Consider the following 12,209-nt stretch of genomic DNA (forward strand, 5'->3'; position numbering starts at 1 on the left):
TTACGCCTCCCTTGCTACGGCACGCTTTACCGCACCATTAACAAACATCAACAAAAGCCAGCCAGGAATAGCCAAGGTTAAGCCAAGCTGAGTGGTAAAAAGTGCATCGGCAATGCCACCAGTGACGACTTGACTATCGACACCTAACGACATCATTCCGGTGAAACTCACTTGTAGGCCTGCTATTGTTCCTAGCAGGCCCATCAAGGGAAGAGCACTAACCAGTACGGCAGGTACCATTTCTCGCTTTGTTAGCTCTTTCTCTCCATCACGCACTTGGGCTATCTCTTTGCGTGTAGTAAACAACACAAAGATTTGCTGGTAAGCAAACCATGCCACCAGCAGCATTAACCAACACAATGCATTCCCCGCTAGCTGTTCAATCATTAGCTTGCGCTCGCTTGCTTTTGACCATCACTCTTTTGGTCGCTTTTCTCAGCAACGTCAGGCTCGTCATTGCTAAGTACAAGCGCGAAACTTTCGAGCTCTTCGTAGTAATGTCGCGCTTTGCGAGAGAGTACGGCATTTAGAATTAATGCCGGTATGGCCACAACTAAGCCTAACTCTGTCGTAACCAAGGCTTTAGCGATCCCGCCAGAAATAACTTCGGGGTCGCTTGAGCCAAATGCCGTCATCATTCTAAAGGTTTCAATCATGCCGCTTACCGTACCTAGAAGACCTAGCAAGGGTGCAACGGCAGCAGTTACAGCAATGGTGCCGTTGTATTTTTCAAGCTTGATTTTGTCTTGCTGGAGTGCAGAAAACAGTTCATCGTCGCGTTCAGTTGGCGTGCTTGCACGCTTAGTTATGTCATACAGCTCGCGCTGCATGCCATCAAAGAAGCCCACACCTGAACTGCCCACCATGTTCACCAGAGCTTTGCCTGATGCTACTTGCTTAACCTTCGGCAAGCGCCATAGCTGAATAACTTTAAACAGTGCGATAAGCGTAGCGAGAAGGGCAAACAAAACGATAGGGATCACCCACACTCCGCCTTTCACAACATGTTCAATTACCCCTTCTGACGCTTGCTCGCGCGTTGCTGCGCGGCCAAGGGTAGGATCTATTTTAATGCTGCCATTGCCGCTGCTTGCCAAGCTTGCAAGGCTTTCGGTATCCGTATCTGAAAAAGTGGACGTAGAGGTAAACAGGTCTTGCTTACGCTCTGCCGTACCCGCAACGTTTTGTGCTTGCGCCAGATACCACGTCACCGGGCCAAGAGTAAGCACTTTTGCTTGGGTCACTTCGCCATTCGCTAGTACAACCTTTCCTGCACTGAAATTAGGGGTTTGTTGATTGGCAAACTCTTTCGCTTTTTCACCCACTTTCTGGACTTTGTCAGACAAGCTCATTTCGCTTAATGACAGACTGTCTACACCAGTTTGAAGCAGGAAACGGCTCAACAAATTTTGTTGGAACTCTTGTTGCTCGCTCCAGCTCGATAGGCGATTTTCTAACTGTGAAAGACTAAGGGTTCTTTCGTCCATTTTACGGCGGGCTACCGTGGTTTCATTGCGCAGTTTCATTACCTGCTGTTCAAGCGCACGCAATTCATTAGCCAGCGCTACCCGCTCTTTACTAATTTTGCTTTCGGTGCGCTCCAGACGCGCTTTTGCCTCTTTAATATTGGCCAGCATGCTATCTTCAGGCGCTGCCACTGCCGGTACACAAACCACAGCAGCACACAAAGCAACACATGCTGCGATGAGAGAGGATCTCAACATTGGATTAAATGCTGTGAGAACGTGAGATAAGCATTTCATTCGCCTTCTCCTTTAGCCAGTGTAAGTGGTAAAGAAACAAAATCGGGTTCATGCTTTTTCTCAAAAATAGCGACGGCAAGGGCCACCGATTCGCTATCTACATTGTCACTGAATTGCCACTGCCACTCGCCATTTTTAACGCGACCGGCCCCCTGATATTGACCATCGGCGTTGGTAAACCACGCATAGCTGCTACCAACAAAGAACTGCTTAACTAATACATCTTTGTCATCGGGAGCACGCATTACGGTTTCGTTTACCAGAAGTTTGCTATTGAATTGCGCAAGGGATGAAAGTTTTGCAAGGGTAACCTGAAGCTTATTTGACGTGTCGGCGTCAGCCGCTAATTCGGCTTGCTCTTTATCCCACGTCTGGCGAATAATTTCAGGCAGCGACGAGTAAAGGCTGTCTACTTGCCCTATTACTCCAGTCAATGCACGCTCTACCCCACCCTGTTGTGCTTCAAGCTCACTTTGCTCAGAAAGCAGTGCTTCTCGCTGGGCTTCTACGTCGGTGGTTGCAGCCTTACTTTCGTCAATCATACTCTGCAGCTGAGTACGTTCAGCTTTAAGCAGTTGAATACGCTGACGCAATGCAGGCTCTGATTCACGCCACTCGTTTTCTAGCTTTTGCGTCTGGCGCTCAATGCTAATCCACTTTTCAGTGAGCCCGTCGATATCGCTGGCTTTTGTTGCTGCCATCACAATACCTGATGAGGCCACGGCAAGTGATACCAGTACAAAAGAAAGCGCTGCACTTCTTTTAACTTTCATTCAAATCCCTTACATCTCTTGGCTGAATTAATGAGATTGCCGGCACGTCGATATCGCTATCGAGGCCGGCATTTTTAATGTCTTGTTACTGCTTGCTAAGTATTAGAACTGGTAGGTAGCAGACAACAAGAAGCTTCTTTCTGGTTCGTTGAAAGTATTCGCCCCTGCGTTAGATGCTTGTGTACCTTCACGCTTAACGCTTTCGTTAAACAAGTTCTTAACCGACACGTTGAAGCTTAAGTTTTCGTCGAACGCGTAAATGGCGTTAATGTTGGTGATGGTATAGGCTTCGCGATCATCAGCTTCGATAACGGCGCCCGAATTAACGCTGGCCGTAGGGCTTTCTGTCTCACCGTAGTGTTGAGCGCTAAGCACAAGCTCAAGTGCATCGGTGGCTTGCCAGCTTATTAGCGAGTTCACTGTGTAGTCAGGAACGATAGATAATGGCTGGCCAGTAGATTTATCTTCTGACTCAAGCATCACGGTAAAGTTGGTCGACCACTCAATAGTGCTGGTTACAGGGAACAACAAGTTACCTTCAAGGCCAGAAATAACCGCTTCAGGAACGTTAAACCACTGGAATACCTGAACGTTGGCCTCGCCACCTTCTTCGCCAGGTAACACATACTCTGGCGGTACATTACCGGTGCCAATTTTGTCTTTATAGTCGTTGTGGAAGTAAGTAATACCCGCGTTCAAGCCCTCTTCGTTGGTGTAGTTAACACCAATTTCTTTGTTTACTGAGGTTTCGTGCTCTAGGTCAGGGTTTCCTAGAATGTGACACCCGCCACCTAGGTTAGAGAAGTCAACTGGGCAACCATTACCTCGGGTGTAGTACACGTAGTTAGGATTTAATTGATAGAGATTTGGTGCTTTAAAAGCACGGCTAATACCACCTTGAACCACAATATTAGGCGATGCCTGCCATGATGCATTCAAGCTCGGGCTAAGGTTTGTACCCGCTTTGCTGTGATCATCAAAACGCAGTCCAGGCGTAAGCGTAATTGAATCCGTTAGCATGATGTTGTCTTCAACATACACACCTACAAGCGTGGCGTCGGTTTCAGATGGACGATTTTCTGGGTCAGTCTCTACACCAGGAATAGTGCCGTCATCAACCACATTCAGAGAAAGCTGATTGCTAACTGAATCGTCTAGGGTCTCTTTGCGGTATTCCGCACCAAACGTTGCGGTTTGATTGAAGCCGCCTAGCGTTAAAGGCACATTCCACTCGGTCTTTGCCGTAATGTTCTCTAATTTGATGGTGGTCATCTCAAGGCTATTAATGCGACCTTCACCACCACCTGCAGAGCCTTCACCTAAACGGCTGTTAGACGTGCTTTCGTATTGGATATAGCTAAATGAATCGCCGAAGTCATACTCACCATTGTGTGTTACGCCGAACGTGCGACGATGCATTACTAGTGTTTCTTCACCAATTAAGCTCTGAGCATCAGTTTCTGCCAGGTCTTCAGGTTCAGGTATGATGACGTTGCCGTTTTCATCAACGGGGTAGCTTACGCCTTGAAATGCATTGTCACCGGCATAGCGGTTGCCTTGGCGGCTATAGGCTGCTTCAAAGTCCCAGCGATTAATTTCATCTTGGTCGAAGCGAACAAGAGTACGCACGTCGATGTTTTCAACACCTTCACGTCCTGCACCTACCGCTTTTGCTGTACCGCCGCGGCCCGTTGTTACGTCTGTTGCGTCTAAATTTACGCGTGGGTCGTCAGCGTCCTGTTCGTTGTAGTTAACAATAGTGCGGTGAGAGAAACGCTCAGATAAAGGCGCACTTGTTACTAGGTTAAAACGACGGTTGTCGCCTTCGTATTTATTTGAAGAAAGCTCGGTCTGAGCGGTGATAGAGGTAGAAGCTTCATCAGGAGACTTAGTGATAATATTGATAACACCACCTGATGCGCCAGAGCCATAGCGAGCCGCTGCTGGACCACGAATAACTTCAATGCTCTCAATCGCTTCAGCTGGAACCCAGTTGCTGTCGCCCTGTGTGTTTCGCTCTCCTGAACGGCCCATTTTTACAGAGTTACGCGACAACACTGGCTTGCCGTCAATTAAAATAAGCGTATTTTCTGGACCCATTCCGCGAATGTCGATTTGACGTTTGTTGCCATACTGTCCTGAGCTTGAGTTACCTGTAAGGTTGATACCCGGCATGGTTCTTACAATTTCAGCGATATCGTTAGTGACAGGACGACGTTTGAAATCTTCTTCCGTAATGATAGACACGCCTTGGGCTTGCTTCAGCTCTTCAGACGCAGATTGCACAACGGTGGTGTCGAGCGTTTCTATCTCTTCGCTTTGCGCCAGCACACCCGCTGACAACATGGGAAACAGGGTTCCTAACAAAATAATGCGCTTACCATTTACAGGCATTTGATAATCCTTAATGTGTTGAGTGTTGGCCAGCCAGTGGCTCGCCATTTCAAAATGTTGTGTCTTGTTACGCGCGGCTTAACTTCATAAATGGCTCTAACGCCAAACATGAGCAAAGCACTAACTATTTGAGTTAGGGCAATTGGTGTGATTATTGTTATTCCAAGAAAGAATGCCCAAAAGTGAGACTATCCGTAGAAACTTGCATCCCCTGTCTGTCATAGGGAATTTTCATCGCTTTATTTCTCTTCTTATTTGCAAGAAGTGGCTAATCGTGCTCAAATCGCACTGCATCTTAATGACAATTATTATCATTTGCAATTTAATTAATATTGAAAGGCTTTTTACTTTCTTTACATAAAACTGACGAATATGCTTAAAACACCGCTAAATACAATTCCTAAAACCCTTGCAGCACTGTCTGATTACGAGAACCTGGCTCGGGAGCGACTAACCCCACAATCGTGGGCATATATTGCCGGTGGCTCTGCAGATGAATTGTCGATGCGAAGAAATCGAGAAAAATTAGACGACCTGTGTTTACTTCCCCGCGCTTTGAAAGATGTCAAACTGGGGGGAACTAAAACCACCTTGTTAGGGCAGCAGTTTGAACACCCTATAATTTCAGGGCCTGTTGCTTATCAAGCGTTAGCGCATCCCGATGGTGAGATTGCTACGGCGATGGCAACACAAGCTCAAGGCGGCTTATGGGTGATGAGCACGTTAGCCAGTTGCTCCTTTGAAGATATTTCTAGTCAGGTGGAAAGCCCCCGCTGGTTTCAACTCTATGTTCAACCTACCCTTTCACAAACTCTAGAACTCATACAAAAAGCAGAACATTTTCAGTTTTCAGCATTGGTAATCACCATCGATGCGCCAATTAACGGCTTGCGAAACCGTGAGCAGAGAGCTGAATTTTCGCTCCCTCCAAATGTGCGCGCGGTCAATATAGATACGCCTCCTCCCTTAGTGCACCCCGGAGAAGGCAAGAGCGTTGTATTTCAAGGGCTTATGGCACAGGCTCCTACATGGGACGATATTGCTTTTATCCAGCAACACACGTCATTGCCCATTGTGTTGAAAGGTATTCTTAATCCACTGGACGCTCAAAAAGCAGCGGAACTTGGCGTAGCGGGCATTGTAGTGTCGAATCACGGCGGCCGTGCTTTGGACAGCGTGCCTTCACCGGTAGAAATGCTTCCTATTATTCGCCAAACGGTTGGTGATGAAATGATGGTACTGGCCGACAGCGGTGTGCGCAGAGGCGCTGATGTGGTAAAGCTCATGGCACTGGGTGCTAACGCCGTGCTTATTGGTCGGCCTCTGATGTACGGATTAGCCACGGCGGGGGCATTAGGTGTTGCTCACACTATTCGATTGTTGAGAGACGAGCTTGAAATGACAATGGCGCTTTGCGGCGTAGGCTCCATAGAAGAAATAAATAAGCACTGTTTATGGCCCACAGCTTAGTCAATTTCTTAGAAAATTTCACCGCGCAAACACGCATTACTTGCAGGTCTTTAAGCTTAGGTTTCACTCCACTGTCTTAACAGATTGTGATACACACCCGAAAGCCTTACAATTTCAGCGTTATTAGGCGTTTCGGCGCTAAGTGCCTGAATACTCATATCTAAGTCGTACAGAATACGGCGTTGTTCAGCACTTCTCACTAAACTTTGCATCCAAAAAAACGATGCGAGTCGACGGCCCTTTGTAACAGGTGTCACTCTATGTAAACTGGTTGATGGGTACATTACCATATCGCCCGCCGCGAATTTCACACGCTGCTCTCCATAAGTATCTTGGATCACGAGCTCTCCCCCTTCGTATTCTTCGGGCTCACTGAGAAAAACCGTCATTGAGATATCCGTACGAACCTTTACAGCAGTTCCTGCCACCCGCCTAATGGTATTATCGATATGATCGCCAAATTCTCCTTCGCTCTGATAGCAGTTGAACATGGGAGGGTATATTTTATTAGGTAGCCCTGCCGCTAATATGTGCTGCGACTGACCCATTAAGCTCAAAATGAAATCCCCTAGCTGGCGTGCCGTGGGAGAATCTTCAGGCAACTGCAGGTTTTTCTTGGCATGTAACGCTAAATGCCCCGCTGTTACAGCGCCATCAACCCAATCGGCTTTCTCAAGAAGCGACACCGCATCGGTGACTTCTTGTTTGGTAAGGAAGTTCTCAATTCTAACCAGCATGATGTTCCCATTGTGGCAAAGCGAGTAAAATATAAAAAACCAGCCAGAGGTCTTTTTACCTAAGGCTGGTTTTATAATAACGAATACTCAATTAGAAAGTATAGTTAGCAAAGACAGCTACACTTCGAGGGTTCCCTGGACGGAAGTGCCCTTTAGCGCTGTAATCTACCACGTACTCTTCATCTGTTAAGTTATCAACGTTTAACTGAAGCTTTAAACCCTCTGTCACTTGATAAGATGCCATTAGGAAAAGCGTAGTGTAAGAATCGACCGTGAAATAAGCCGTATTTCTGCGCCAGTAGGTTTCACCAGAGTTGTAATAGATACCACCGCCCACATTCAGTTTGTTATCCATTGCAGCATAGTTAACCCAAATGTTAGCCGTATCATCTGGCGACGCTTGTAGACCGTTACCGATAGAATCCGCTGTCGTGTCCTGGGTAACTTCAGTATCTAAACTCGCATAGTTTGCAGAGATTGATAGTGAGTCCGTTAGCATACCTGTAACACTGACTTCATAGCCTTTAGACTCTTGCTCACCCGCTAGCGAATACACTGTGACACCGTCTTCAATATTTTGTGAATCGACCACGTCTTTCGTAGTTTCAAACACAGCACCGCTAACAAGCAGCTGGTCGTTAAAGAACTGCCATTTCACACCAAGTTCAGTGGTTACTGCATTTTCAGGCCTTACCGCATTTTGCGCGGCGTTGGTTGATAGCGCTAACGCTACGCCGGGCGGCTGCTTAGAATTACTGTGACTTAGGTAAATATTACCGTTCTCTGTAGGCATATAGCTCACCGCTGCACCGTAGCTAAAGTAGCTGTCTTGAGCGTCGAGCCCATCGAAACAACCGCTACGTCGACCACACGCAGAACCGGAGATATCAAAATCGTCATAACGCGCGTTTATGTCTACTTGAAGATGCTCACCGACTTTGATGGTATCTAGAAGATATAAGGCTACCGTGCTCGCATCGCCCGAAGTGTCATTGCCGCTACGCGTTGTGCCACCTGTTGCAAACACGTTGTTTTGCAAGTCGAAAGGGTTAATGGTGGGAGCTTCCAACACATTGCCTTGCCCATCGACATAGGTGTAATTTGCTGTCACACCAAAACTGGTACGCTCTTCTTCTGCTACTTCTGCACCCAGCACAACTCGATGCTTCAAAGCCCCAGATTCAAGCGAAAGAATTGCGTCTAGTTGTGATACAAATAAATCAGTCTCTTCGTCTAATGCTTGCAAGCGCTCAGCATTCAATAGGTTAGCTTCTTCACCTGAATTCCACCACGGACGACCAATTACTGACTCTTTTTCGTTGCTACCAAAACGGGTTTGGCTACGAAGCGTTACCACGTCGTTTACTTTGTGATTGATAACTAAGGTGTACATTTGTGTCGACACTTCTTCGAAGTCGCGGCCCGGCACACTGTAATATTCGTCCCATAAACCCGAATCTATCGGTCCTTCGGGCTGACCTGTAGCTTCTGCAGCCGCTGAAGTTAGGAAGGGAAGACCAAGCACCGGAACGTTATCCTGCTCCATCACAAATACATCAAGGTTTATGTCTGTTGCTTCATTCACTTTATAAAGTAATGAGCCCGCCACACCAGTGGTTTGGTATTCCTCAACGCCATTGTCAAAGAAGTCACCGCCATCGCTGTATAACAGGTTTAAACGGCCCGCAACATTCTCAGAAAGCTTCTTATTGTAATCCAGTGTTACACGTGCGTTTTCGAAGGAGTCATAGCGACCTGACACTGCACCAAAATCCTCAAGTCGCGCACGTTTAGTTGCCAGGTTAACGCTACCACCACCGGTAGAGCGGCCGTCTAACGAGCCGCTTCCGCCCTTGATAACTTCTACAGCTTCGTAGTTGAAGGTATCGCGGCTGTAACCGGCTATATCGCGAATACCGTCTACATAGATATTTGAGCGTGCATCAAAACCACGAATGGTGACCTTGTCGCTGGCAGACACGACACCGCCACCACCTTCACCACCACCAAACGTTGATACGCCTGCAACGTTTCGAAGCGCATCGTTTAAGTTGGTAATCCCCTGATCTTCAAGAAGGCGTTCTGAAATCACGTTGATCGAACGAGGGGTATTCGCGATGGGTTGCGTTAGCTTTACTGAAGAGGTTTCGTCAACTTTATAACCCGCTTCTTCGGTAGCTTGAACCTTAGTGGTTTCTAACTCTTGAACAGCGGTATTCTCTTGTTGAGCGAGTGCGGTTCCAAATGGTATTGCTGCGGTGACTGTCAGCGCTAGTGCGCTTTTTTTTGTATTCATTTTCTTCATGAAAAAGAAGTCCCTTTAGTGCTTTTAAGTGTGTGATTAAATGCCTAAATGTACCGAGTTGAATTTTGGCACCGAGTAAAATACAGAGAGATTAAAATAAATGCAAATTATTATTATTTGCATATGCTTTTACAAATTTACACTAAACTGACAGTCAGAACTGATAAAACGCGGGTTGATTAAGAATAAGCACAAGCTTATATGGCTTTCTTTTTCATTGGCTAAAGGTGTTTTGTAACAGTATGGTTTTGTAGAATTGAGCTAGAGATGCTGTAAGAAAAATGCCCTTAGTTCATCATAAGTCATATAAGACTCTGGAGTTTCATGGGCGATGAGGTATTCCGCATGGGACAGGCCTTCCACAATCTCAAGTTGACTCGTACCGTTGAAATCGCGAATTTTCCTATGCAGACGGACTGCATCACTTAAAAATAGATCGCGTGTTCCTGCCACGATGAAAACAGGCGGAAACGAAGTAAAGTCACCATAAATAGGCGAAACACTAGGGTGTGATAAGTCGATTGTTCCAGCGTAAAGCGCTGCCGCAGATTGTAGTAGTCCTTCGTAGGTAACCAGCACACGATCAGCACCTTCATTAACTTGTCGACTATCCCCTGCCTGCGTTAAATCTACCCATGGTGTGCCTGTATAGATAGCGCAAGGAAGGCTTATACTCTCGGCGGCTAGTGATTGTATAAGCGCAAGAACCAGCCCGGCGCCTGCGGATGTCCCTCCAACGAGTATGCGACGACTGTCAACGCTATCTAAAAGCGCTAGGTATACAGCTTTTAAATCACAAAGCGCGGCAGGTGCTGGGGCATGTGGCGGCATAGCGTAATCTACACTCAATACGGTTATTCCTAACCGTGATGCAATCAATAACCCTTCTTCAATACTCGGTAAGCCACCAAAAAATACATAGGCGCCCCCATGCACGTCTATATAAACATGGTTTTCAAAATGCGGTGACACCTCTTTCGGTGTGAGCTTACGAACTGTTACGCCGGCTATTTCCAGTAATTCCACACTGACATCTAATTGTTTACGCATGTTCTTTATTTTTTTCTTTTGCTGCGCATTTCGTTGCTGCACGAGCTCCCGCCAACTAGCAGCATCTTGAGGTACCGTTGCCTTAACCTCTGCGATAGGTGTCGTCGGAAATTTTTCGATAGCATGCTTAAGAGCATCACTAACGGTCTGTGTTTTTGGTTCGTTAGGTTTTGACATTATTTTTGAAGTGTTAACGTTAATAAACAGCGAGTTGGTGCCAAGAATGTATGAATCCTACCAGCCTACACCGAATATGGAGTGCATAGCGTAACGTATTAACTCGCCCGAAGCTTTAACATATAGTTTATACCAGTCCGCAGAGATAATTACTCACTCAGCGAGAGTTGAAATGTTCGCGACCGCGGCGTGTTACCGCAGGTATAGTGGTTCTACATCAAAGTGACACAACAAAGAGTAATAAAATCTGTATTGAAGATCAGTCCTTACTTGATTGAGCATCTGATATGATTGGAAATACTAGTCGAGCGCAGTGTGTTTTGGGGGCAGACAGGAAGAATTAAGCTGCATGTAGCCAATACACTCTAAGACATCTTGGTAGAATAGTTAATAAGGATATATACAATGAAAAGAATACCCCTTCGTAAATGGGCAATGGCGGCAAGTTTCGCTATTTCGGCAACGGCCTTTGCAGGAAATGTAGAGCACGACCAGACCTCAGTTTGGAAAGTGTCGAAAGGCGATGATGCGGTTTATGTAGGTGGTACAATACATATTCTGCCAATCTCTGAATTTCCATTGCCCGCTACGTTCACTGAAACCTATGAAAAAAGTGACACTTTAGTTTTTGAAGTAAAAATGCCTGCCCCAACGGATATTGAAGGTCAGCAAAAAATGATGGCTGGGCTTGCTTACAAAGACGGTAAGTCGCTTAAAGATGATGTATCAGAAGAGACCTATCAGGCTCTCAATGTTTATTTAGCCAACTTTGGCGCAACAGCCGATCAGTTAGCGCAGTTTAAGCCAGGCATGGTTGCATCAATGCTGGTAGCTATGGAAGCACAACGCTCTCAGCTAGCTGGACAAGGTGTAGATGCCTACTTCATGCAGTTAGCTGCTCGCGACGGAAAAGCCAGTGAATATCTGGAATCGTTAGATTTTCAAATCAGTATGCTTGCCAATATGGGAGCCGGTGAAGAAGACCGCCTCATTTCTGAAACTTTGGAAACGCTACCAGAGCTAAAAGACATGCTTAAAAGCACCATAAAAGCATGGAGAGAAGGGAATACTCAGAAAATCGATGAACTGGTGGTAGACACATTCAAACGTGAATCTCCCGCTTCGTACGACGATGTTTTTACTAAGCGCAACCAAAACTGGCTACCTCAAATTGAAGCCATGTTTGGCGATGATGACCAAGAATTTGTCTTAGTCGGTGCTGGCCACCTAGTTGGCGATGACAGTGTTATCGCCTTATTAAAAGCGAAAGGCTACAAAGTCGAGCAAATGTAACTCCCTTGTTGCTACCGACCTAAATATCAAAGCTAGGCATAGTCCTAGCTTTTTTATGCCTATTACAGAGGGAAATCGCTCTCTAAACCTGACACCGCAGGGATGCGGTATCGGAGCCCCCATGGATGGGTTTACGGCGTGTTTCAGAGGGCACAACAATCACGAACTAAATCGCAGGCATAAAAAAAGCGCACCTAAGTGCGCTTTTTTTGGCTTGTGTTGCTAAGTCTAGATTAGTCTAGGATCT

The 12,209-nt window shown here is 46.4% G+C and carries 9 protein-coding genes; 2 read left to right on the top strand and 7 right to left on the bottom strand.

Annotation, left to right across the window (positions count from 1 at the left end; genetic code table 11):
- From AWH61_RS18520 to AWH61_RS18535, 4 genes are all read right to left on the bottom strand, one after another.
- Complete coding sequence (locus AWH61_RS18520; RefSeq protein ID WP_014951025.1) at positions 1–387, bottom strand: MotA/TolQ/ExbB proton channel family protein; 387 nt, start codon at positions 385–387, stop codon at positions 1–3.
- The gene (locus tag AWH61_RS18525) at positions 387–1,763 is read right to left on the bottom strand and encodes a MotA/TolQ/ExbB proton channel family protein (protein ID WP_075177866.1); all 1,377 of its coding nucleotides are present in this window, start codon (positions 1,761–1,763) and stop codon (positions 387–389) included. Before AWH61_RS18525 ends, AWH61_RS18520 begins: the two co-directional genes overlap by 1 nt.
- Positions 1,760–2,536 (bottom strand): DUF3450 family protein, encoded by a 777-nt coding sequence (locus tag AWH61_RS18530; RefSeq protein ID WP_039234921.1) that lies wholly within the window; start codon positions 2,534–2,536, stop codon positions 1,760–1,762. The genes AWH61_RS18525 and AWH61_RS18530 overlap by 4 nt, the downstream gene beginning before the upstream one ends.
- A gap of 102 nt (positions 2,537–2,638) precedes the next feature.
- Positions 2,639–4,930, bottom strand: a complete 2,292-nt coding sequence (locus tag AWH61_RS18535; protein WP_075177867.1) for a FepA family TonB-dependent siderophore receptor — start codon at positions 4,928–4,930, stop codon at positions 2,639–2,641.
- A gap of 372 nt (positions 4,931–5,302) precedes the next feature.
- Between AWH61_RS18535 and AWH61_RS18540 the strand changes: the two genes are divergently transcribed.
- Complete coding sequence (locus AWH61_RS18540; RefSeq protein WP_075177868.1) at positions 5,303–6,400, top strand: alpha-hydroxy acid oxidase; 1,098 nt, start codon at positions 5,303–5,305, stop codon at positions 6,398–6,400.
- 56 nt (positions 6,401–6,456) lie between these two features.
- On the opposite strand, the gene AWH61_RS18545 is transcribed toward AWH61_RS18540, so the two are convergent.
- The 3 genes from AWH61_RS18545 to AWH61_RS18555 all read right to left on the bottom strand — a co-directional run bounded on the left by AWH61_RS18545 (position 6,457) and on the right by AWH61_RS18555 (position 10,669).
- Positions 6,457–7,137 carry a Fe2+-dependent dioxygenase gene (locus AWH61_RS18545; protein WP_014951030.1) on the bottom strand — a complete coding sequence of 227 codons (681 nt, stop codon included), beginning with the start codon at positions 7,135–7,137 and terminating at the stop codon, positions 6,457–6,459.
- Positions 7,138–7,228: 91 nt separating this feature from the next.
- Complete coding sequence (locus AWH61_RS18550; RefSeq protein WP_075177869.1) at positions 7,229–9,442, bottom strand: TonB-dependent receptor; 2,214 nt, start codon at positions 9,440–9,442, stop codon at positions 7,229–7,231.
- Positions 9,443–9,703: 261 nt separating this feature from the next.
- Positions 9,704–10,669, bottom strand: a complete 966-nt coding sequence (locus AWH61_RS18555) for an alpha/beta hydrolase fold domain-containing protein (protein WP_075177870.1) — start codon at positions 10,667–10,669, stop codon at positions 9,704–9,706.
- A 405-nt stretch (positions 10,670–11,074) separates the two neighbouring features.
- On the opposite strand from AWH61_RS18555, the gene AWH61_RS18560 reads away from it, so the two are divergent.
- On the top strand, positions 11,075–11,962 hold the full coding sequence (locus AWH61_RS18560; protein ID WP_039234928.1) for a TraB/GumN family protein: 888 nt from the start codon (positions 11,075–11,077) through the stop codon (positions 11,960–11,962).
- The last annotated feature ends 247 nt before the right edge of the window (positions 11,963–12,209 follow it).

This window comes from Alteromonas sp. W12 (assembly GCF_001924945.1).
GTDB classification, from domain to species: domain Bacteria; phylum Pseudomonadota; class Gammaproteobacteria; order Enterobacterales; family Alteromonadaceae; genus Alteromonas; species Alteromonas macleodii.

What these genes read in the sequence shown, in the direction of transcription:
- AWH61_RS18525 (WP_075177866.1), bottom strand. Translation starts at nt 1,763, where the DNA reads ATGAAATGCTTATCTCACGTTCTCACAGCATTTAATCCAATGTTGAGA.
- AWH61_RS18550 (WP_075177869.1), bottom strand. Translation starts at nt 9,442, where the DNA reads ATGAAGAAAATGAATACAAAAAAAAGCGCACTAGCGCTGACAGTCACC.
- AWH61_RS18545 (WP_014951030.1), bottom strand. Translation starts at nt 7,137, where the DNA reads ATGCTGGTTAGAATTGAGAACTTCCTTACCAAACAAGAAGTCACCGAT.
- AWH61_RS18560 (WP_039234928.1), top strand. Translation starts at nt 11,075, where the DNA reads ATGAAAAGAATACCCCTTCGTAAATGGGCAATGGCGGCAAGTTTCGCT.
- AWH61_RS18530 (WP_039234921.1), bottom strand. Translation starts at nt 2,536, where the DNA reads ATGAAAGTTAAAAGAAGTGCAGCGCTTTCTTTTGTACTGGTATCACTT.
- AWH61_RS18520 (WP_014951025.1), bottom strand. Translation starts at nt 387, where the DNA reads ATGATTGAACAGCTAGCGGGGAATGCATTGTGTTGGTTAATGCTGCTG.
- AWH61_RS18535 (WP_075177867.1), bottom strand. Translation starts at nt 4,930, where the DNA reads ATGCCTGTAAATGGTAAGCGCATTATTTTGTTAGGAACCCTGTTTCCC.
- AWH61_RS18540 (WP_075177868.1), top strand. Translation starts at nt 5,303, where the DNA reads ATGCTTAAAACACCGCTAAATACAATTCCTAAAACCCTTGCAGCACTG.
- AWH61_RS18555 (WP_075177870.1), bottom strand. Translation starts at nt 10,669, where the DNA reads ATGTCAAAACCTAACGAACCAAAAACACAGACCGTTAGTGATGCTCTT.